Genomic DNA, 21,533 nt, shown 5'->3' on the forward strand with positions numbered 1-21,533 from the left:
CTGTCGTGGGGGCAGCTCAGTCCTCGTCCTCGATCCAGCCCATGGTCCGGTCGACGGCCTTGAGCCAGTTCTTGTACTCACGGTCGCGGGTCTCCGCGTCCATGCGGGGGGTCCATTCGGCGGCCCGGCGCCAGTTGGCGCGCAGTTCGTCGGTGCTGGACCAGAAGCCGACGGCCAGGCCGGCGGCGTAGGCGGCGCCGAGGCAGGTGGTCTCCGCGACCATCGGGCGCACCACGGGCGCGTCCAGGACGTCGGCGAGCGTCTGCATCAGCAGATTGTTGGCGGTCATGCCACCGTCCACCTTGAGCGCCACCAGTTCATCGCCGGAGTCCTTGACCATGGCGTCGGCGATCTCCCGGGTCTGCCACGCGGTGGCCTCCAGGACGGCGCGCGCGAGGTGCGCCTTGGTGACGTACCGGGTGAGACCGGCGATCACACCGCGGGCGTCGGAACGCCAGTGCGGGGCGAACAGGCCCGAGAAGGCCGGCACGAAGTAGGCGCCGCCGTTGTCCTCGACCGAGAGCGCGAGCGTCTCGATCTCGGCGGCGGTGGAGATGAGGCCCATCTGGTCGCGCATCCACTGGACCAGCGAGCCGGTGACGGCGATCGAGCCCTCCAGGGCGTAGACCGTCGGCTGCTCGCCGATCTTGTAGCCGACCGTGGTCAGCAGACCGGCGTAGGAGTTGATGATCTTGTCGCCGGTGTTCATCACCATGAAGGTGCCGGTGCCGTAGGTCGACTTGGTCTCGCCCTCGGCGAAGCAGCACTGGCCGAACAGGGCCGCCTGCTGGTCGCCGAGCGCGGAGGCGACCGGGATGCCGCCGAGCAGCTCGCCGAGCTTGCCGCCCTTGATCTCGCCGTAGACCTCGGCGGAGGAGCGGATCTCGGGCAGGATCTGCAGCGGCACGCCGATCGACTCGGCGATCTTCTCGTCCCACTGCGTCGTGTGCAGGTTCATGAGAAGGGTGCGGGAGGCGTTGGTGACGTCGGTGACGTGCTTGCCGCCGTTGACACCACCGGTCAGGTTCCAGATGACCCAGGTGTCCATGGTGCCGAAGAGGATGTCGCCCGCCTCGGCGCGCTCCCGCAGCCCCTCGACGTTGTCGAGCAGCCAGCGGGCCTTCGGACCGGAGAAGTACGACGCGAGCGGCAGGCCGGTCTCGCGGCGGAAGCGGTCCTGGCCGACGTTGCGGCCCAGCTCCCGGCAGAGCGCGTCGGTGCGGGTGTCCTGCCAGACAAGGGCGTTGTGGACGGGCTCACCGGTGTTCTTGTCCCACAGCACGGTCGTCTCGCGCTGGTTGGTGATGCCGATGGCCTTGATGTCGTCACGGGTGATGCCGGCCTTCTGGATGGCCCCGGCGACGACTTCCTGGACGTTGGTCCAGATCTCGTTGGCGTTGTGCTCGACCCAGCCCGGCTTGGGGAAGATCTGCTCGTGCTCCTTCTGGTCGACGGAGACGATCCGGCCGTCCCGGTCGAAGACGATGCAGCGCGAGGAGGTGGTGCCCTGGTCGATCGCGGCGATGAAGGGGCCTGCGGTGTGGGCGTCGGTCACTGTGTGCTCCTGAAAGATCCGTGGTGAGGGGCGGTACGTACGGCGCGTGCTGCGAGGCGTGTGCTAGGCGAAGGCGACGTTGTAGATGCCTGCGGCGATAGCGGCGCCGATCAGCGGGCCGACCACCGGGATCCAGGCGTAGCTCCAGTCGGAACCGCCCTTGTTGGGCAGCGGCAGTAGGGCGTGCACGATGCGCGGGCCCAGGTCGCGGGCCGGGTTGATCGCGTAGCCCGTCGGGCCGCCGAGCGACAGACCGATCGACACCACCACGAGCGCGGTGACCAGTCCGCCGAGGACACCGAGGCCGTTGCCCTTGTCGTTCAGGCCCTGCGTGAGGACCGCGAGGATCAGCACCACGGTGCCGATGATCTCCGTGGCGAGGTTCTGCGCCACGTTCCGGATCTCCGGGCCGGTGGAGAAGATGCCGAGGACCGGGCCGGCGCCCGTCTCCTGGGCCTCGACGGCCTTGGCCGCCGTGTCCTGGGCGCCCGGACCGCCGACGATCTCCTTGTCGGTCAGGTGGGCGTGGAACTGGCCGTAGTAGGCGACCCACACCAGGGCCGCGCCGATCATCGCGCCGAGCAGCTGGCCGGCGAGATAGACCGGGACGTTGCTCCAGTCGCTGTTCTTGATGGCAAGGGCGACGGTGACGGCGGGGTTGAGGTGCGCACCGGAGAGGGGTCCGGAGATGTATACGGCCGTCAGAACGGCGAAGCCCCACCCGAAGGTGATGGCGAGCCAACCGGCGTTACGGGCCTTGGAGGCCTTGAGCGTGACGGCCGCGCAGACGCCGCCGCCGAGCAGGATGAGTATGGCGGTACCGATGGTCTCGCCGATGAAGATGTCGGAGCTGGACACCCGCGACTCCTTTGTCCTTCGTCCAGGGTTGGCCGAACCCCGGGTCCCACCGGGGGTTCAGGCGCCCTCGGGGGTGAGAGCGATGCCGGCCCTTGGCGTTGTCACACTCTAGCGCGTATTGCCGGTAGGTGTTCGACAATGCCGACCGATGGACGGGAGTCTTGCTTCGGCCTTACGCGTGCGTCAAGGGTTCTGTTATCGAAAACAGGATCGTTATTGATCGCATCCAGCTATCACTCTTCGAGTGCAGTCGTGAGCTCTTGTCCGATATGTCCACTTCAGGGTAGGGCGAGAACCGGAACGCCGCCCGGCGTTCCGGTCAACCCCCAGTAGGGAGAACGGGCGCTCAGAACCGTCCCGCGCCCAGGTCCCTGGAGACCGCGCGGGCGCAGTCGCGCACCGCCGCGATCAGCTCGGGCCGCAGCTCGCCGTCCGGGCGCAGCCGCTCCACGGCGCCGGTGATACCGACCGCACCCACGGGCATCCGGCGCCGGTCGTGGATGGGCGCGGCGATGGACGCCACGCCCTCCCAGGTCTCCTCCACGTCGGCCGCGTACCCACGCGCGCGCGTGAGGTCGAGGAGATGCTCGAAGTCGTCCCAGTCGGACACCGTGCGGTCCGTGAAGGCCTTCCGCTCGGTCTCCAGCGCCTCGCTGTGCGCCACCGGGTCGTACGCCGAGAGCACCTTGCCCAGCGCCGTGGAGTGCAGCGGCTGCATGGCGCCGATCTCCAGCACCTGCCGGCTGTCGTCGGGCCGGAAGACGTGGTGCACGATCAGCACGCCCTGCTGGTGCAGGACGCCCAGATAGACGCTCTCCCCGCTGGAGCGGGCCAGGTCGTCGGTCCACACCAGGGCCCGCGCCCGCAGTTCGTGCACGTCCAGATAGGTCGTGCCGAGGCGGAGCAGCTCCGCGCCCAGCTGATAGCGCCCGGAGGTGTCGTCCTGCTCGACGAAACCCTCCTGCTGGAGGGTGCGCAGGATGCCGTGGGCCGTGCCCTTGGCGAGGCCCAGCGACGAGGCGATGTCCGACAGGCCCAGCCTGCGCTCGCCACCCGCGAGCAGCCGTAGCATCGCGGCCGCCCGTTCGAGCGACTGGATGTTCCGTGCCATCGCCGTCCTGCCTCCGTCCCCTTCGACTGCCGACGAACCTCCGGCGAACGCCGCCGTGCCGTCGGCCGGTGCCGACCGCGTCGGCACCGTGTTCATGTCCTGCTACCCAGCGTTCGGCAATGTCGAACACTACCGGTCCATGCCGACCTCCCGCTAATGGTCGGTCGACACCTGTTACATCACACGTGGCCCGAGTGTGACGCGAGCGCCACCCGAGTCCGCCTCGTGGACGCCGCTGCCCATCCAAGCCGACCGCCGGTTACTCTGACGCCGTGCGGCATCCCGCCGGTACACCGGGACACCGCAAAGCCGACAGCCGTCGCACTTAGGGAGCCCCTTCATGGCCTCGTTGCCGCCGTCCCCTTCCGCCGACAGCCGGACCCGGGTGTCCGCGCTCCGAGAGGCGCTCGCCACCCGTGTGGTGGTCGCCGACGGAGCCATGGGCACCATGCTCCAGGCCCAGGAACCCACGCTCGACGACTTCCAGCAGCTTGAGGGCTGCAACGAGATTCTCAACCTGACCCGCCCCGACATCGTGCGCTCGGTGCACGAGGCGTACTTCTCGGTGGGCGTCGACTGCGTCGAAACCAACACCTTCGGCGCCAACCACGCGGCGATGGCGGAGTACGAGATCGCCGACCGCGTCCACGAACTGTCCGAGGCCGGCGCCCGCATCGCCCGCGAGGTGGCCGACGAGTTCTTCGCCGGGGACGGCCGCCGGCGCTGGGTCCTCGGCTCCATCGGCCCCGGCACCAAGCTGCCCACCCTCGGCCACATCGGCTACACCGTCCTCCGGGACGGCTTCCAGGCGAACGCCGAGGGCCTGCTGACGGGCGGCGCCGACGCCCTGATCGTGGAGACCACCCAGGACCTCCTGCAGACCAAGGCCTCCGTGCTGGGTGCCCGGCGCGCGATGGAGCGCCTCGGCGTGGACGTCCCGCTGCTGGTGTCCATGGCCTTCGAGACCACCGGCACCATGCTGCTGGGCTCGGAGATCGGCGCGGCCCTGACGGCACTGGAGCCGCTGGGCATCGACATGATCGGCCTGAACTGCTCGACGGGCCCGGCCGAGATGAGCGAGCACCTGCGCTACCTCACCCGGCACTCCCGCATCCCCCTGCTGTGCATGCCGAACGCGGGCCTGCCGGTGCTGACCAAGGACGGCGCCCACTTCCCGCTCGGCCCCGAGGGGCTGGCCGAGGCCCAGGAGAACTTCGTACGGGACTACGGCCTCTCCCTGATCGGCGGCTGCTGCGGCACCACCCCCGAGCACCTGCGTCAGGTGGTCGAGCGCGTCCAGGGCGTGACCCCGCCCGCGCGCGACCCGCGCCCCGAGCCGGGCGCGGCCTCGCTCTACCAGACCGTCCCGTTCCGTCAGGACACCTCCTACCTGGCGATCGGCGAGCGGACGAACGCGAACGGGTCGAAGAAGTTCCGTGAGGCCATGCTGGAGGCCCGCTGGGACGACTGTGTGGAGATGGCGCGCGAGCAGATCCGCGAGGGCGCGCACATGCTGGACCTGTGCGTGGACTACGTCGGCCGGGACGGCGTGGCCGACATGGAGGAGCTGGCCGGGCGCTTCGCGACCGCGTCCACGCTGCCGATCGTGCTGGACTCCACCGAGGTCGACGTCATCCAGGCCGGCCTGGAGAAGCTCGGCGGCCGCGCCGTGATCAACTCGGTGAACTACGAGGACGGCGACGGCCCGGAGTCCCGCTTCGCACGCGTGACCAAGCTGGCGCAGGAGCACGGTGCCGCGCTGATCGCGCTCACGATCGACGAGGAGGGCCAGGCCCGCACCCCCGAGAAGAAGGTGGAGATCGCCGAGCGGCTGATCGCCGACCTGACCGGGAACTGGGGCATCCATGAGTCGGACATCCTCATCGACACCCTGACCTTCACCATCTGTACCGGTCAGGAGGAGTCCCGCAAGGACGGCATCGCCACCATCGAAGCCATCCGGGAACTCAAGCGCCGCCACCCCGAGGTCCAGACCACCCTCGGCCTGTCGAACATCTCCTTCGGCCTGAACCCGGCCGCCCGCATCCTGCTCAACTCCGTCTTCCTGGACGAGTGCGTCAAGGCGGGCCTGGACTCGGCGATCGTCCACGCGTCGAAGATCCTGCCGATCGCCAGGTTCAGCGAGGAAGAGGTGCAGACGGCCCTCGACCTGATCCACGACCGGCGCAGCGAGGGCTACGACCCCCTGCAGAAGCTCATGCAGCTCTTCGAGGGCGCCACCGCCAAGTCGCTGAAGGCCGGCAAGGCCGAGGAGCTGGCCGCCCTCCCGCTGGAGGAGCGCCTCAAGCGCAGGATCATCGACGGTGAACGCAACGGCCTGGAAGCCGACCTGGACGAGGCCCTCGTCGACCGTCCGGCTCTGGACATCGTCAACGAGACCCTCCTGGACGGCATGAAGGTCGTCGGTGAACTCTTCGGCTCCGGCCAGATGCAGCTGCCGTTCGTGCTGCAGTCCGCCGAGGTGATGAAGGCTGCCGTGGCCTACCTCGAACCGCACATGGAGAAGTCGGACGCCGAGGGCAAGGGCACCATCGTGCTGGCGACCGTGCGCGGCGACGTGCACGACATCGGCAAGAACCTGGTCGACATCATCCTGTCCAACAACGGCTACAACGTCGTCAACCTGGGCATCAAGCAGCCCGTCTCCGCGATCCTGGAGGCGGCCGAGGAGCACCGGGCCGACGTGATCGGCATGTCCGGTCTGCTGGTGAAGTCCACGGTGATCATGAAGGAGAACCTGGAGGAGCTGAACCAGCGCGGCCTGGCCGCACGCTTCCCGGTCATCCTCGGTGGCGCCGCCCTGACCCGCGCCTATGTCGAGCAGGACCTGCACGAGCTCTACGAGGGCGAGGTCCGCTACGCCCGTGACGCCTTCGAGGGCCTGCGGCTGATGGACGCCCTGATCGGCGTCAAGCGCGGGGTCCCCGGAGCCAAGCTGCCCGAGCTCAAGCAGCGCCGGGTGCGTGCCGCGGCCGCCGTCGAGGTCGAGGAGCGGCCCGAGGAGGGCCACGTCCGCTCCGACGTCGCCACCGACAACCCCGTGCCGACCCCGCCGTTCTGGGACACCCGGATCGTCAAGGGCATCCAGCTCAAGGAGTACGCGAGCTGGCTGGACGAGGGCGCCCTCTTCAAGGGCCAGTGGGGGCTCAAGCAGGCCCGCACCGGCGAGGGACCGTCGTACGAGGACCTGGTGGAGAGCGAGGGACGCCCGCGGCTGCGCGGTCTGCTGGACCGGCTCCAGACGGAGAACCTCCTCGAAGCGGCCGTCGTCTACGGCTACTTCCCCTGTGTCTCCAAGGACGACGACCTGATCATCCTGGACGAGCGGGGCAACGAACGCACCCGGTTCACCTTCCCGCGCCAGCGCCGGGGCCGCCGGCTGTGCCTGGCCGACTTCTTCCGCCCGGAGGAGTCGGGGGAGACGGACGTCGTCGGCCTCCAGGTCGTCACCGTCGGCTCCCGCATCGGCGAGGAGACGGCCAAGCTGTTCGAGGCCAACTCCTACCGTGACTACCTCGAACTGCACGGCCTGTCCGTGCAGTTGGCGGAGGCGCTCGCCGAGTACTGGCACGCCCGCGTCCGCAGCGAGCTGGGCTTCGCCGGCGAGGACCCGGCCGAGATCGAGGACATGTTCGCCCTGAAGTACCGGGGCGCCCGCTTCTCGCTCGGCTACGGCGCCTGCCCGAACCTGGAGGACCGCGCGAAGATCGCCGAGCTGCTCCAGCCGGAGCGGATCGGGGTCCACCTGTCCGAGGAGTTCCAGCTGCACCCCGAGCAGTCCACGGACGCGATCGTCATCCACCACCCGGAGGCGAAGTACTTCAACGCCCGCTGAGCCCTCCGGGGCTCGGCCGGGGGTCGCCGGGGGATCTCCGCGCGCATGCCGAAGGGCCCCCTGGCCTGCGCCCGCGTGTTTCACGGGGTACCCCCTCGCTCCAGTGATAAACGAGGCGCTTCGGGCGCATGCGACGTACACTTGTCGGCCCACCGCAGGCCGGTTCCCGCACGGGAACCGGCCTGCTCGTCCCCCAAGGAGGTGCGTGGATGACAGCCACGGTCCCCGCGCTCGGAACCCGTACGGCCGAAGGCTCGACGCTGCAGGCGGTGCTCCTGGACATGGACGGCACCCTGGTGGACACCGAGGGCTTCTGGTGGGACGTCGAGGTCGAGGTCTTCGCCGCCCTCGGCCACACCCTGGACGAGTCCTGGCGGCATGTCGTCGTCGGCGGGCCCATGACCCGCAGCGCCGGGTTCCTCATCGAGGCCACGGGTGCCGACGTCACCCTCGCCGAGCTCACGACGCTGCTCAACGAGGGCTTCGAGGACCGTATCGGCCGCGCCCTGCCGCTCATGCCCGGCGCCGCCCGGCTGCTCGCCGAACTGCACGAACAGGCCGTTCCCACGGCCCTGGTCTCGGCCTCCCACCGGCGCATCATCGACCGTGTGCTGGGCATGCTCGGCCCCCAGTACTTCGCCCTGTCGATCGCGGGCGACGAGGTCTCGCGCACCAAGCCCTACCCGGACCCGTATCTGCTCGCCGCGGCGGGGCTCGGCGCCGACCCGGCCCGCTGCGCGGTCGTCGAGGACACCACGACCGGGGTCGCCGCCGCCGAGGCCGCGGGCTGCCGGGTGGTAGCCGTACCGTCCGTCGCCCCCATCGCCCCGGCCGCGGGACGCACCGTGGTGACCTCCCTGGAAGAGGTCGACCTGGCATTTCTGCGGGGCCTGATGGCGGCCTGATGACGGAAATGCGTCAGCTGTTCACGGGGGGTATCCCAATGATCGCGCTGGACATATTTCCGGGGAAGTACACCCGAGTGGAATTCGTGGCCGGGCGCGCGGCCGAATTCCACTGACTGCCCGCACAGTTGGAAGTGTGACGTTCCCCACCCCGGCGGGCCTCGACAACCCTGCGTGAGTGTGCTGGTCGTCCCTGTTCGGGGAGCGAGGGCCGGTCCTTGTGTCCCGATTGGGGGGAAGCTGCACTAATCCTGCCGCTGTCGGGTTTTCGGTGTGTCCACAGCCGGTTTCACTGCGTGATGGCCGGTCAACTCGCGGGGCCGTGAACCCTCCTGCGGGCGCGGACTAATCTCATCGCGAGAACATCGCCGTAACCCCCCGCGTTTCCGCCGCCTCCACCCCTGCGTGCCGGATACACGGACCCGAACAGCTCTGGAGAAACTCCCGCATGAACCGTAAGACTTTGGTGCTGCCGGCGGTGGCCGGCCTGCTCACCCCGGTTCTCGCCGCGTGCGGCGGATCCGGCAGCGGGGGCAAGAGCGGCGACGCGATCGTCGTCGGCACCACGGACCGGTTCACCGCCACCAGCGATGCCCCTGCGCCCCTCGACCCGGCCTACGCCTACGACGTCGGCACCTGGAACATCCTGCGGCAGACCGTGCAGACCCTGATGACCCTGCCCAAGGGCGAGGGCGACCTGGTCCCGGACGCCGCCGAGAGCTGCGGCTTCACCGACAGCGGCAGCGAGCGCTACGCCTGCAAGCTGCGCGACGGACTGAAGTTCGCCAACGGCGACCCGGTGACCGCCCAGGACGTGAAGTTCTCCATCGAGCGTGCCCTGCGCATCAAGGCCGACAGCGGCGTCTCCTCGCTGCTGAACACCATCGACACGATCGAGACGCAGGGCGACAACGAGGTCATCTTCCACCTCAACGCGGCCGACGCCACCTTCCCGTACAAGCTGTCCACCCCGGTCGCGGGCATCGTCAACCCGAAGGACTACCAGCAGGGCAAGCTGCGCGACGGCTTCTCGCTGGACGGCTCCGGTCCTTACACCTTCCAGGCCGACGTCAAGGACAACACGATCGTCAGCGCCACCTTCACCAAGAACCCTTCGTACAAGGGCGCGGTGACGGTGAACAACAGCAAGGTCGTGATGCGCTCCTACGACTCCGCCGGCGCCATGGGCGCGGCGATCGACAAGGGCGACATCGACGTCATGACCCGCACCATGGACCCCGCGCAGATCCAGAAGCTGGACGCCGGCACCGGCAACAAGGTCGACCTGGTGGAGATGCCGGGCCTGGAGATCCGCTACCTGGCCTTCAACACCGACGCGACCAGCGTGAAGTCCAAGGCCGTCCGCCAGGCCATGGCGCAGCTGATCAACCGCGGCGAACTGGTCTCCAAGGTCTACGGGACCCAGGCCGAGCCGCTGTACTCGCTGGTCCCGGCGACCATCACCGGCCACTCCAACTCGTTCTTCAACAAGTACGGCAACCCCAGCGTCGCCAAGGCGAAGGACCTGCTGACGAAGGCCGGCATCACCACCCCGGTGAAGCTGACGCTGCACTACACCACCGACCACTACGGCTCGGCCACCAAGCAGGAGTTCGAGGTCCTGCAGAAGCAGCTCAACGACAGCGGCCTGTTCGACGCCTCCATCCAGGGCCACCCCTGGGACCAGTTCCGGCCGGCCGAGAAGAAGGGCCAGTACGACGTCTACGGCATGGGCTGGTTCCCCGACTTCCCCGACGCCGACAACTTCCTCGCGCCGTTCCTGGACGAGAACAACACCCTCGGCTCGCCGTACTCCAACCCCACGATCGAGCACACGCTGATCCCGGCGTCCCGTCGCGAGGCCGACCGGGCCGCCGCCACCAAGAGCCTGACCGCGATCCAGGACACCGTCGCCGACGACGTCCCGATCCTGCCGCTGTGGCAGGGCAAGCAGTACATCGCCGCACGGGACGACATCACGGGTGTGGCGTACGCCCTCAACTCCTCCTCGACGCTCCAGCTGTGGGAGCTCGGCCGTGGTGTGAGCGGCTGACGGGCGCTCCTTCATCCGGGGCCAGGGACGGCTGCCCCGGTCCCCGGGGCCGGAACAGTGGCCCCGGGGTGACGGAACCGACGACAAGCGCATGCAGTGAACTTGCGCAACCAGTGGCCAGTTCTGCCCATCGTGGCGGGACTGGCCACCGGCTTCGACCGGCTCCGGATCGGGGAGCGGTGTGGCCCGGCCGTCGCCCATCGGAAGGTCCCCGACGCGACCTTCCCCAGCCGACATGAAGTCGGTTCGGCGGCGACGGCGTCTACGGCACGGGCGCCCCTCTCCACGGGAGAGGGGCGCCCTTCGCCGTCGTACGCTCCTGGTGCCTACTGTGCGCCGGGGCGGACGAGCCCGCTCTCGTACGCGTACACCGCCGCCTGCACCCGGTCCCGCAGGCCCAGCTTGGTCAGCACATGCCCCACATGCGTCTTCACGGTGGTCTCGCTGACGAACAGGTCGGCGGCGATCTCCGCGTTGGACAGGCCGCGCGCCACCAGCTTCAGCACCTCCACCTCACGGTCGGTGAGGGTGTGCAGGGTGTCCGGCACCGGCTCCTCGCCGGACGGCAGATGCGTGGCGTACTTGTCCAGCAGCCGGCGCGTGATGCTCGGCGCCAGCATCGCCTCCCCGGCCGCGACCACGCGGATCGCCTGCACCAGCTCGTTGGCGGGGGCGTCCTTCAGCAGGAAGCCGCTGGCCCCGGCGCGCAGCGCCTCCACCACGTACTCGTCGAGATCGAACGTGGTCAGTACGAGCACCTTCGCCGGGCCGGACCGGTCGGGCCCGGTGATCTGCCGGGTCGCCTCCACCCCGTCCATCCGCGGCATACGGATGTCCATCAGGACGACGTCCGGCTGCAGGGCCCGTACCTGATCGAGGGCCTGCAGGCCGTCACCGGCCTCGCCCACGACCGCGATGTCCTGCTCGGCCTCCAGGATCATCCGGAAACCCGTACGCAGCAGGGGCTGGTCGTCGACCAGTAGGACGCGGATGGCCACGTGACACTCCTTCGCTAGTCCGGGCCCATTCTGCCCTGCGACCCTGCCTCGGACTCGGGCGCCCTCACCGGGAGCGGATAGGGCGGGGGAGTGCCGCCGAACTCCGGGCAGTGCGCCTGATGGTCGCACCAGCCGCACAGCTTGGTCGGGCGGGGGCGCCACTCGCCGGTCTCCGTGGCCTGCCGGATGGCGTCCCACAGCGCGTGCAGCTTGCGCTCGACCCGCTCCAGATCGGCGGGGACCGGGTCGTACGTCAGCACGTCCCCGCTGCCCAGATAGACGAGCTGGAGGCGGCGCGGCACGACCTGCTTCAGCCGCCACACCACGAGGGCGTAGAACTTCATCTGGAACAGCGCGCCCTCGGCGTACTCGGGCCGGGGTGCCTTGCCCGTCTTGTAGTCGACGATCCGCACCTCACCCGTCGGCGCCACATCGACCCGGTCGATGATCCCGCGCAGCCGCAGCCCCGACTCCAGCTCGGCCTCGACGAACAGCTCCCGCTCGGCGGGCTCCAGCCGCGTCGGGTCCTCCAGCGTGAACCAGCGCTCCACCAGCTGCTCGGCCTCGGCCAGCCAGCGCGCCAGCCGCTCGCCCTCCGGATCGTCGGCGAACAGCTCGGTCACCTCCGGCCGGCTCTCCCGCAGCCGGTCCCACTGGCCCGGGATCAGCGCCTTGGCCTTCGGCGCGGTCCGCTCCGCGGCGGGCGCGTCGAACAGCCGCTCCAGCACGGCGTGCACCAGCGTGCCTCTGGTCGCCGCCTCGCTCGGCTTCTCCGGCAGCCGGTCGATCACCCGGAACCGGTACAGCAGCGGACACTGCATGAAGTCGCCGGCCCGGGAGGGCGACAGGGAGGTGGGCGCCATGGCGACGCGTTCGGCCGCCGCGTCCTCGAAGCTGCTGTCCATGCCCACAGACCTTACGGCCCACCACTGACAGTAACCCACTCCCCGCCCGCGCCGCCCGCGCAACTGCGGGGCGAACACAGGGGGTGCCGGGGCGAAACGTGCCGCGACGGCCGCATACCATCGACCTCAGACCCTTCCGCCCGGCAGGCGCGGAAGACGCTTCGAACGAGGGGACACCGTGGACGTGAGCGGCGGGAGCGGGCAGCCGCGGTCCGGCAACGACGAGCCGGCCGAGCACCCCGCAGTTCCTACGGCCCCGACGACCGCCCCCGCCGACCAGCCCGACACCCCGGGGACCGGCCGCTCCCCGGACGACGAGGGGGACGCCCGCGGCGAGGATGCCCGGGACGGGAACACCGAGGTCGGGAGCGCCCAGGGCGGAGACGCGGGGGACGGGGATTCCCCCGACAGGGACGCGGAGGACGGGGATTCCCCCGACAGGAACACCACCCTCGCCGACGACGCGGCCACCCCTGCCGACAAGCACCGGGACGCGTCCCCCTCCGAGCACCGCTCCCTCGCTCACTCCGGTATCGCCAAAGGCGAGCCGCCGCAGCCGCGGCCCAAGGAGCCGGGCGGGGGCATTCTCATGGGGCGGCCCTTCGGGGTGCCGGTGTACGTGGCGCCCAGCTGGTTCCTCGTCGCCGTGCTGATCACCTGGGTGTTCGGCGGCCAGCTCGACCGCGTGCTGCCCGAGCTGGGTGCCGCCCGCTATCTGGTCTCCCTGTTCTTCGCCGTCGCCTTCTACGCCTCCGTGCTGGTCCACGAGCTGGCCCACACGGTCGCCGCGATCCGCTTCAAGCTCCCGGTGCGCCGCATCCAGCTCCAGTTCTTCGGCGGTGTCTCCGAGATCGAGAAGGAGGCCGAGACCCCGGGCCGGGAGTTCGTGCTGGCCTTCGTCGGGCCGCTGCTCTCCCTCGTCCTCGCCGGCCTGTTCTACCTCGCCCTGAAACCCGTCGAGCCCCGCTCCGTGCCCGGTGTCCTGCTCGCCGGGCTGATGATCTCCAACCTGATCGTGGCGGCCTTCAACCTCCTGCCCGGCCTGCCCCTGGACGGCGGCCGTATGCTCCGCGCCGTCGTCTGGAAGATCACCGGCAGGCCGATGAGCGGCACCATCGCCGCCGCCTGGGTCGGCCGCGCCCTCGCCGTCGCGGTCCTGGTCGGTCTGCCGCTGATGAACCGCTCCGGCGCGCTCGGCGGCGACGGCACCCAGGTCAGCGGCATGGACACCGTCACCGACGCCCTGCTCGCCGCCATCCTCGCCGCGATCATCTGGACCGGCGCCGGCAACAGCCTGCGCATGGCCCGGCTCCGCGAGCACCTCCCCGAGCTGCGCGCCCGCACCCTCACCCGGCGGGCCGTACCCGTGCAGACCGACACCCCGCTGTCCGAGGCCCTGCGCCGGGCCAACGCCGCCGGCGCCCGCGCCCTCGTCGTGGTCGACGCCCACGGCAACCCGATCTCCCTGGTCCGCGAGGCCGCCATCGTCGGCGTACCCGAACACCGCCGCCCCTGGGTCGCGGTCAGCGGCCTCGCCCAGGACCTCACCGAGGGCATGCGCGTCTCCGCCGAGCTGGCCGGCGAGGACCTCCTGGACGTCCTGCGGGCCACCCCGGCCACCGAGTACCTGGTCGTGGAGGAGACCGGCGAGATCTACGGCGTGCTGTCGGCGGCGGACGTGGAGCGCGCCTTCGTGAAGGCCATGGCCAGGCCGTCGTAGTGGTCGGCGGCCCCCACAAACCCCGGTAGTCTGTTCACATGTCCGAACCGACCGGTGCCGCCCGCAGGCGCGGGCCCTTCAAGGTCGGGGACCAGGTTCAGCTGACCGACCCCAAGGGCCGCCACTACACGTTCACGCTCGAAGCCGGGAAGAACTTCCACACCCACAAGGGCTCCTTCCCGCACGACGAACTGATCGGTGCTCCCGAGGGCAGCGTTGTCCGCACCACCGGCAACGTGGCCTATCTCGCGCTGCGCCCCCTGCTCCCCGACTACGTCCTGTCCATGCCCCGCGGGGCAGCCGTCGTCTACCCGAAGGACGCGGGGCAGATCCTCGCCTTCGCCGACATCTTCCCCGGCGCGCGCGTCGTGGAGGCCGGCGTCGGCTCCGGCTCGCTCAGCAGCTTCCTGCTGCGCGCCATCGGCGACCAGGGCATGCTGCACTCCTACGAGCGCCGCGAGGACTTCGCGGAGATCGCCCAACAGAACGTGGAGCGCTACTTCGGCGGCCCGCACCCCGCCTGGCAGCTCACCGTCGGCGACCTCCAGGACAACCTGTCCGACACCGACGTCGACCGCGTCATCCTCGACATGCTCGCCCCCTGGGAGTGCCTGGAGGCCGTCTCCAAGGCGCTGGTCCCCGGCGGCATCCTGTGCTGCTACGTGGCCACCACCACCCAGCTCGCCCGGACCGTGGAGTCCATCCGGGAGATCGGCTGCTTCAACGAGCCGACCGCCTGGGAGACCATGATCCGCAACTGGCACATCGAGGGCCTGGCCGTCCGCCCGGACCACCGGATGATCGGCCACACCGGCTTCCTGCTCACCGCCCGCCGCCTCGCGGACGGCGTCGAGCCGCCCATGCGCCGCCGCCGCCCCGCCAAGGGCGCCTACGGCGAGGACTACGCCGGCCCCAACGCCGACGGGGGCGGCCGCTGACGCGGCCGCGTACCGCAGCCAACGTACGGGCGCTGCGGCCGAGTTCCCGGAAAGCCTCCGGAACTCGGCCGCAGCGCCTTTCTGTTGACAGAGGTGCCACAAACCGAGCAATCCCGGCGGCCCGTGTTCGTCACCTCGGACCCCGCCGTTCCCCCGGGTTGTGACGTGTGGCACCATGCTGGCCACCCCCCCCACCGGCACAGCCCTCACAGGAGACACTCCTAGTGCAGCAATCCGCCGTTCCGGAGCTCGCCCACACCCACACCAGGCCCATCCACTGGGTCGCCACCGCCACGGCCGTCGCCGGCGTCGTGGCCCTCTCCTCCGTCGTGCAGCCCGGCTCGGCCACGGCCGCCACCGGCGCACAGCCCAAGACCGTCCATGTGGCCGTCGCACCGCCCGGCACCAACGGCGTGGAGTTCCCGCTGAACTGCGGCCCGGTGAAGGCGGTGGTGGCGAAGCAGGCCAGCGGGGACCTGGACGGCGACGGCAGACCGGAGACGGTCGCGGTGGTGCACTGCGACTCCGCCATGGGCACCCCGCCGGACGGGGTCTACGTCATCACCCGCCCGTCCGACGGCGGGACGCCCCGCGTGGTCGCCACGCTCGTGAAGCCGCAGGACCGGCTGACCGTCACGGACTTCTCGCTGCGCGCGCGTGCGGTCGGCGCGACCCTGCTCGGCTACTCCTCGGACGCCGTGCCCAACTGCTGCCCGGACCTGAAGACCCCGGCCAAGTGGCAGTGGAACGGCAGCGCGTTCATACGCTCCTCGCCCGGAGCGGCCCGCGGCGTCTGACCCGGACGCCCGGCACCGGGCCCGGCCGGACTCACTCCGCGTCGGGCCCGTACACCTCGACCTTGTCCGAAACGCGGCGCACATGGATGCACTCGCCGGGACACTCCTTCGCCGAGTCCACCACGTCCGTGAGCAGCGGCAGCGGTACGGGAGTCGTCGCCCCCGCGGACTGGAGCAGCTCGTCGTCCGCGCCCTTCACATAGGCCAGCCCGTCGATGTCCAGCTCGAACACCTCGGGGGCGTACTGGGCGCAGATCCCGTCGCCGGTACACAGGTCCTGGTCGATCCAGACCTCCAGCGCCTCGCCGCCCGGGGCCTCCTGCTGCACGGTCACTTCTCCTGCCCTTCCGGTTCGCCGGGCGGCCGGGGCCTGGCGCCGGCCGGGTCCGCTCCAGCGGCTGTCGAACGTCCCTCGACCCTACCTCCGCCGCATTTGGGCCTTGTTCCGCCGGTGACCGGGTTTCCGCCCGATCCCGCTCGGGTACGACCGCCCGACCGGGATCGGGGAGTCCCGGCCAGGACGGGGGAGTCCCGGCCACAGGAACGACCACTTCAGGCCGGACCGGCGGTGACACCGTCCGCCCGGACCGTCGCTCTGCGTGATGATCGTAAGAGCGTGCCGCGGGCTGCCCGCGTGCGGGCCGACCGGCCCGGACCGGTCAACTCCGGCCATCCTTGAAGGGTTTCGCCCACGCGATGCCCGGAACAAACTGCTTCCACATCACGTTGAGTGGGTATCCCCTCCGTGCGAGGGAGAGCGCACCGGGTGACCGACGACACACCTTGACAGTCTTGGTGATCTAGGGGTTTCAATCGACACCCACCCAGGTAGGGTCTGGAAGCGTCCAGCTCCCCTTGGAGGAGGTGAGGACCGTGGCAGCCCACGACGACGACATGAACCGCGGCATCCGCCCGGGACGAGGGTCCGACGACCCGGCCGGGCAGATCGCCTACCTTGAGCAGGAGATCGCCGTCCTGCGACGCAAGCTCGCCGACTCTCCGCGACACACGAGGATTCTCGAAGAGCGGATCGTCGAGCTGCAGACCAACCTGGCCGGCGTGTCCGCCCAGAACGAACGACTGGCCAACACCCTCCGCGAGGCTCGCGACCAGATCGTGGCCCTCAAGGAAGAGGTCGACCGGCTCGCCCAGCCGCCGGCCGGCTTCGGGGTCTTCCTGCAGGCGAACGAGGACGGCACCGCCGACATCTTCACCGGCGGCCGCAAGCTCCGGGTGAACGTCAGCCCGAGTGTCGACCTGGACGACCTGCGGCGCGGCCAGGAGGTCATGCTCAACGAGGCGCTCAACGTGGTCGAGGCCATGGAGTTCGAGAGCGTCGGCGACATCGTCACCCTCAAGGAGATCCTGGAGGACGGCGAGCGCGCCCTCGTGCTGGGGCACACCGACGAGGAACGGGTGGTGCGGCTCGCCGAGCCGCTGCTCGGCATCACCATCCGCGCCGGCGACGCCCTGCTGCTCGAACCCCGCTCCGGCTACGTCTACGAGGTCGTGCCCAAGAGCGAGGTCGAGGAGCTCGTCCTCGAAGAGGTCCCGGACATCGGTTACGAGCAGATCGGCGGTCTCGGCAACCAGATCGAGGCCATCCGTGACGCGGTCGAGCTGCCGTACCTCTACCCCGACCTGTTCAAGGAGCACGAGCTGCGGCCGCCCAAGGGCGTGCTGCTCTACGGGCCGCCCGGCTGCGGCAAGACGCTCATCGCCAAGGCTGTCGCGAACTCGCTGGCCAAGAAGGTCGCCGAGGTCACCGGCCAGGCCGCGGGCAAGAGCTTCTTCCTGAACATCAAGGGTCCCGAGCTGCTCAACAAGTACGTCGGCGAGACCGAGCGGCAGATCCGTCTCGTCTTCCAGCGTGCACGGGAGAAGGCCAGCGAGGGCACCCCCGTCATCGTCTTCTTCGACGAGATGGAGTCCCTCTTCCGCACCCGTGGCTCCGGCGTCAGCTCGGACGTGGAGAACACCATCGTCCCGCAGCTGCTCGCCGAGATCGACGGTGTCGAGGGCCTGCAGAACGTGGTCGTGATCGGCGCCTCCAACCGCGAGGACATGATCGACCCGGCCATCCTGCGCCCCGGCCGGCTCGACGTGAAGATCAAGATCGAGCGGCCGGACGCCGAGGCGGCCAAGGACATCTTCGGCAAGTACCTCACCGAGCGCCTCCCGCTGCACTCCGATGACCTCGGCGAGCACGGCGGCGACAAGGCCACCACCGTCCAGAGCATGATCCAGACGGCGGTCGAGCACATGTACGCCGAGTCCGAGGAGAACCGCTTCCTGGAGGTCACCTACGCCAACGGCGACAAGGAAGTCCTCTACTTCAAGGACTTCAACTCCGGCGCCATGATCGAGAACATCGTCGGACGCGCCAAGAAGATGGCGATCAAGGACTTCCTCGAAAAGAGCCAGAAGGGTCTCCGCGTCTCCCACCTGCTCCAGGCCTGCGTGGACGAGTTCAAGGAGAACGAGGACCTGCCCAACACCACCAACCCGGACGACTGGGCCCGGATCTCCGGAAAGAAGGGCGAACGGATCGTGTACATCCGTACGCTCATCACCGGAAAGCAGGGCGCGGACACCGGACGCTCCATCGACACGGTGGCGAACACCGGTCAGTACCTGTAAAGGCAGGGCGGCTGCGGGTGCCCTCACCGGGTACCCGCAGCCCTCTGTTTTTTCTGGCCGACACGGGCCACGACCGGAGCAGGCAATGACGCAAATGATCTCCCCACCAGCGCAAAGGCGTTCTAGGCTCGTTCCTACCGCCGAGTCGCGCAGTGCGGGGACGGGCACCGCACACGCACCGGAGCGCCAGCGGTACGTGAGCGGCGCCCACGACCGAGGGTGCCGCCGGGCAAGGAGGGCCGCATGACCGTACGGCGAGTAATGGGCATCGAGACGGAGTACGGGATCTCCGTCCCCGGCCACCCCAACGCCAATGCCATGCTCACCTCGTCCCAGATCGTCAACGCCTACGCGGCGGCGATGCACCGGGCCCGCCGGGCCCGCTGGGACTTCGAGGAGGAGAATCCGCTCCGGGACGCGCGGGGCTTCGACCTCGCCAGGGAGGCCGCCGACGCCAGCCAGCTCACCGACGAGGACATCGGCCTCGCCAATGTGATCCTCACCAACGGCGCGCGGCTGTACGTCGACCACGCCCACCCCGAGTACAGCGCCCCCGAGGTGACCAACCCGCGCGACGCCGTGCTGTGGGACAAGGCCGGCGAGCGCATCATGGCCGAGGCCGCCGAGCGGGCCGCGCAGCTCCCCGGCGCCCAGCCGATCCACCTCTACAAGAACAACACCGACAACAAGGGCGCCTCCTACGGGACGCACGAGAACTACCTGATGAAGCGGGAGACCCCCTTCTCGGACATCGTGCGCCACCTGACGCCGTTCTTCGTCTCCCGTCAGGTCTTCGCCGGAGCGGGCCGCGTCGGCATCGGCCAGGACGGGCACGAGCACGGCTTCCAGCTCAGCCAGCGCGCGGACTACTTCGAGGTCGAGGTCGGCCTGGAGACGACGCTGAAGCGCCCGATCATCAACACCCGCGACGAGCCGCACGCCGACGCCGAGAAGTACCGCAGGCTGCACGTGATCATCGGCGACGCGAACCTGTCCGAGATCTCGACGTACCTGAAGCTGGGCACGACCGCCCTGGTGCTCTCCATGATCGAGGACGGTTTCATCGCGGTGGACCTGGCGGTCGACCAGCCCGTGCGCACCCTCCACCAGGTCTCCCACGACCCCGGCCTCAAGCGCCTGGTCACGCTCCGCAGCGGCCGCACACTCACCGCGGTCCAGTTGCAGATGGAGTACTTCGAGCTGTCCCGCAAGTACGTCGAGGAGCGCTACGGCGCGGACGCGGACGAGCAGACCAAGGACGTCCTGAGCCGTTGGGAGGACACTCTCAACCGGCTTGAGAACGATCCGATGAGTCTGGCCGGCGAGCTGGACTGGGTCGCCAAGCGCGAGCTGATGGAGGGCTACCGCCGCCGTGACGGCCTCGACTGGGACTCCGCCCGGCTGCACCTGGTCGACCTCCAGTACGCCGACGTACGAGCCGAGAAGGGGCTCTACAACCGTCTGGCGGCCCGCGGACGCATGAAGCGGCTGCTGGACGAGTCCGAGGTCGACCGGGCCCGTACGAAGCCGCCGGAGGACACACGCGCGTACTTCCGCGGCCGCTGCCTGGAGCAGTACGCGGACGACGTCGCCGCCGCGAGCTGGGACTCGGTCATCTTCGACCTCCCCGGCCGCGACTCCCTCCAGCGCGTCCCAACCCTGGAACCGCTACGCGGAACGCGAAATCACGTCAAGGAGCTGCTGGACCGCTGCCGCACGGCGGAAGACCTGGTCAGGGTGCTGTCGGGCGGCTGAGAGCGGCCGGCGGGTACACGTACCAGCCCGGGCGGCCAGGGTGGAAATCCCACCGCCCGGGAATCATCGAGGTGGTCCCCGCACGTTGTGGAAACTGCGGGGACGATGTCGGACCCGGCTTGTAGGGTCTGATCATCACCGATCGGCAGGCGAACTGAGCGGGGTGAGGGTTATGTCAACCAAGGACACCGGCGGCGGCCAGCAGAAGGCCACACGCTCCACCGAAGAGGTCGAGGAGCAGGCGCAGGACGCGCAGGCCCAGGGAGACCTCAAGGAGCGCCACGAGAAGCTGTCCGACGACGTGGACTCCGTCCTGGACGAGATCGATGACGTCCTGGAGGAGAACGCCGAGGACTTCGTGCGCTCCTTCGTGCAAAAGGGCGGACAGTAGCCCGTCCTTGCCTTCGAATCAAAGGTTCGAGGGTGGGGGAGTAGTGAGTGGCCGATGAGCGGACGACGAAGCGCTGCTCGCGGCCGGAGGAGTCCGGTCCGCGAGCAGTCTTCGTTCCCGGTACAGGGTCCGCCGGGCATGTGGATCACCGCCCCGACCCGGGTAGGGTCCGTGGCATATCGCTTACGTGGAAGGAAACTTGTGGAAGCCAATACTCGTGGCACCGGGCGTCTACCAGCTGCCTTCCTGACGCCAGGCTCTTCTTCGTTCATGGACTTCCTCTCCGAGCACCAGCCCGAGCTGCTGCCCGGCAACCGGCAGCTGCCGCCCACCCAGGGCGTGATCGAGGCGCCGCACGGCACGACCATCGTGGCCGTGACGTTCCCCGGAGGCGTGGTGCTCGCCGGTGACCGGCGCGCGACGATGGGCAACATCATCGCGCAGCGGGACATCGAGAAGGTGTTCCCGGCGGACGAGTACTCGGCGGTCGGCATCGCCGGCACCGCGGGTCTCGCCGTCGAGATGGTCAAGCTCTTCCAGCTGGAGCTGGAGCACTTCGAGAAGGTCGAGGGCGCCCAGCTGTCCCTGGAGGGCAAGGCGAACCGGCTGTCGACGATGATCCGCTCCAACCTCGGCATGGCCATGCAGGGCCTCGCCGTGGTCCCCCTCTTCGCGGGGTACGACCTGGACCGCGAGAAGGGGCGCATCTTCTCCTACGACGTCACGGGCGGCCGCAGCGAGGAGCACAACTTCGCGGCGACGGGCTCCGGCTCGATCTTCGCGCGCGGTGCGATGAAGAAGCTGTTCCGTGACGACCTGACCGAGGAGCAGGCCACCACGCTGGTGGTCCAGGCCCTCTACGACGCGGCAGACGACGACTCGGCGACCGGTGGTCCCGATGTCGCCCGCCGGATCTACCCGATCATCACCGTGATCACCGAGGACGGCTTCCGCCGGCTCACCGAGGACGAGTCCTCGGAGCTCTCCCGCGCGGTGCTCCAGCGCCGCCTGGAGGAGCCCGACGGCCCCAAGGCCGCCCTGCTCTGAGGCA

Annotated in this window: 16 protein-coding genes; 10 read left to right on the forward strand and 6 right to left on the reverse strand. The window is 69.6% G+C overall.

Annotation, left to right across the window (positions count from 1 at the left end; all coding sequences use genetic code 11):
• Window positions 1-16: 16 nt before the first annotated feature.
• The 3 genes from glpK to O1G22_RS33410 form a co-directional block, all read right to left on the reverse strand.
• On the reverse strand, window positions 17-1,555 hold the full coding sequence (gene glpK, locus O1G22_RS33400; RefSeq protein WP_270084717.1) for a glycerol kinase GlpK: 1,539 nt from the start codon (window positions 1,553-1,555) through the stop codon (window positions 17-19).
• Between the two features lie 63 nt (window positions 1,556-1,618).
• Window positions 1,619-2,413: an MIP/aquaporin family protein gene (locus tag O1G22_RS33405; RefSeq protein WP_270084718.1), complete on the reverse strand. Its 795-nt coding sequence runs from the start codon at window positions 2,411-2,413 to the stop codon at window positions 1,619-1,621.
• 346 nt (window positions 2,414-2,759) lie between these two features.
• Window positions 2,760-3,524: an IclR family transcriptional regulator gene (locus O1G22_RS33410; protein ID WP_225098298.1), complete on the reverse strand. Its 765-nt coding sequence runs from the start codon at window positions 3,522-3,524 to the stop codon at window positions 2,760-2,762.
• Between the two features lie 340 nt (window positions 3,525-3,864).
• Here O1G22_RS33410 and metH point away from each other — a divergent pair, with 340 nt between their 5' ends.
• The 3 genes from metH to O1G22_RS33425 all read left to right on the forward strand — a co-directional run bounded on the left by metH (window position 3,865) and on the right by O1G22_RS33425 (window position 10,338).
• Window positions 3,865-7,380, forward strand: coding sequence for a methionine synthase (metH, locus tag O1G22_RS33415; RefSeq protein ID WP_270084719.1), 3,516 nt, complete (start codon window positions 3,865-3,867; stop codon window positions 7,378-7,380).
• Between the two features lie 209 nt (window positions 7,381-7,589).
• Window positions 7,590-8,285: an HAD family hydrolase gene (locus O1G22_RS33420; RefSeq protein WP_270084720.1), complete on the forward strand. Its 696-nt coding sequence runs from the start codon at window positions 7,590-7,592 to the stop codon at window positions 8,283-8,285.
• A gap of 448 nt (window positions 8,286-8,733) precedes the next feature.
• The gene (locus O1G22_RS33425; protein ID WP_270084721.1) at window positions 8,734-10,338 is read left to right on the forward strand and encodes an ABC transporter substrate-binding protein; all 1,605 of its coding nucleotides are present in this window, start codon (window positions 8,734-8,736) and stop codon (window positions 10,336-10,338) included.
• A gap of 326 nt (window positions 10,339-10,664) precedes the next feature.
• On the opposite strand, the gene O1G22_RS33430 is transcribed toward O1G22_RS33425, so the two are convergent.
• Window positions 10,665-11,336, reverse strand: a complete 672-nt coding sequence (locus O1G22_RS33430; RefSeq protein WP_067050555.1) for a response regulator — start codon at window positions 11,334-11,336, stop codon at window positions 10,665-10,667.
• 14 nt (window positions 11,337-11,350) lie between these two features.
• Entirely contained in the window at window positions 11,351-12,241 is an 891-nt protein-coding gene (locus O1G22_RS33435) for a RecB family exonuclease (protein WP_270084722.1), read from the reverse strand.
• Window positions 12,242-12,419: 178 nt separating this feature from the next.
• Here O1G22_RS33435 and O1G22_RS33440 point away from each other — a divergent pair, with 178 nt between their 5' ends.
• The 3 genes from O1G22_RS33440 (at window position 12,420) to O1G22_RS33450 (ending at window position 15,696) form a co-directional block, all read left to right on the forward strand.
• Complete coding sequence (locus O1G22_RS33440) at window positions 12,420-13,961, forward strand: site-2 protease family protein (RefSeq protein WP_270084723.1); 1,542 nt, start codon at window positions 12,420-12,422, stop codon at window positions 13,959-13,961.
• Between the two features lie 38 nt (window positions 13,962-13,999).
• Window positions 14,000-14,899 (forward strand): tRNA (adenine-N1)-methyltransferase, encoded by a 900-nt coding sequence (locus O1G22_RS33445; protein ID WP_270084724.1) that lies wholly within the window; start codon window positions 14,000-14,002, stop codon window positions 14,897-14,899.
• Between the two features lie 224 nt (window positions 14,900-15,123).
• Complete coding sequence (locus O1G22_RS33450) at window positions 15,124-15,696, forward strand: hypothetical protein (RefSeq protein ID WP_270084725.1); 573 nt, start codon at window positions 15,124-15,126, stop codon at window positions 15,694-15,696.
• A gap of 31 nt (window positions 15,697-15,727) precedes the next feature.
• On the opposite strand, the gene O1G22_RS33455 is transcribed toward O1G22_RS33450, so the two are convergent.
• On the reverse strand, window positions 15,728-16,030 hold the full coding sequence (locus O1G22_RS33455; RefSeq protein ID WP_225098290.1) for a ferredoxin: 303 nt from the start codon (window positions 16,028-16,030) through the stop codon (window positions 15,728-15,730).
• 539 nt (window positions 16,031-16,569) lie between these two features.
• Between O1G22_RS33455 and arc the strand changes: the two genes are divergently transcribed.
• From arc to prcB, 4 genes are all read left to right on the forward strand, one after another.
• The gene (gene arc / locus O1G22_RS33460) at window positions 16,570-18,336 is read left to right on the forward strand and encodes a proteasome ATPase (protein ID WP_270084726.1); all 1,767 of its coding nucleotides are present in this window, start codon (window positions 16,570-16,572) and stop codon (window positions 18,334-18,336) included.
• 243 nt (window positions 18,337-18,579) lie between these two features.
• Window positions 18,580-20,091 (forward strand): depupylase/deamidase Dop, encoded by a 1,512-nt coding sequence (gene dop, locus O1G22_RS33465; RefSeq protein ID WP_346434242.1) that lies wholly within the window; start codon window positions 18,580-18,582, stop codon window positions 20,089-20,091.
• 172 nt (window positions 20,092-20,263) lie between these two features.
• Entirely contained in the window at window positions 20,264-20,482 is a 219-nt protein-coding gene (locus O1G22_RS33470) for a ubiquitin-like protein Pup (RefSeq protein WP_225098288.1), read from the forward strand.
• Between the two features lie 201 nt (window positions 20,483-20,683).
• Window positions 20,684-21,529 carry a proteasome subunit beta gene (gene prcB, locus O1G22_RS33475; protein ID WP_270084727.1) on the forward strand — a complete coding sequence of 282 codons (846 nt, stop codon included), beginning with the start codon at window positions 20,684-20,686 and terminating at the stop codon, window positions 21,527-21,529.
• Window positions 21,530-21,533 lie beyond the last annotated feature (4 nt).

The organism is Streptomyces camelliae, assembly GCF_027625935.1.
Lineage (GTDB): Bacteria > Actinomycetota > Actinomycetes > Streptomycetales > Streptomycetaceae > Streptomyces > Streptomyces camelliae.

Coding starts and splice junctions, on each gene's coding strand:
- O1G22_RS33445 (WP_270084724.1), top strand. CDS start 14,000: ATGTCCGAACCGACCGGTGCCGCCCGCAGGCGCGGGCCCTTCAAGGTC.
- O1G22_RS33425 (WP_270084721.1), top strand. CDS start 8,734: ATGAACCGTAAGACTTTGGTGCTGCCGGCGGTGGCCGGCCTGCTCACC.
- O1G22_RS33410 (WP_225098298.1), bottom strand. CDS start 3,524: ATGGCACGGAACATCCAGTCGCTCGAACGGGCGGCCGCGATGCTACGG.
- dop (WP_346434242.1), top strand. CDS start 18,580: ATGACCGTACGGCGAGTAATGGGCATCGAGACGGAGTACGGGATCTCC.
- O1G22_RS33420 (WP_270084720.1), top strand. CDS start 7,590: ATGACAGCCACGGTCCCCGCGCTCGGAACCCGTACGGCCGAAGGCTCG.
- O1G22_RS33435 (WP_270084722.1), bottom strand. CDS start 12,241: ATGGACAGCAGCTTCGAGGACGCGGCGGCCGAACGCGTCGCCATGGCG.
- metH (WP_270084719.1), top strand. CDS start 3,865: ATGGCCTCGTTGCCGCCGTCCCCTTCCGCCGACAGCCGGACCCGGGTG.
- O1G22_RS33470 (WP_225098288.1), top strand. CDS start 20,264: ATGTCAACCAAGGACACCGGCGGCGGCCAGCAGAAGGCCACACGCTCC.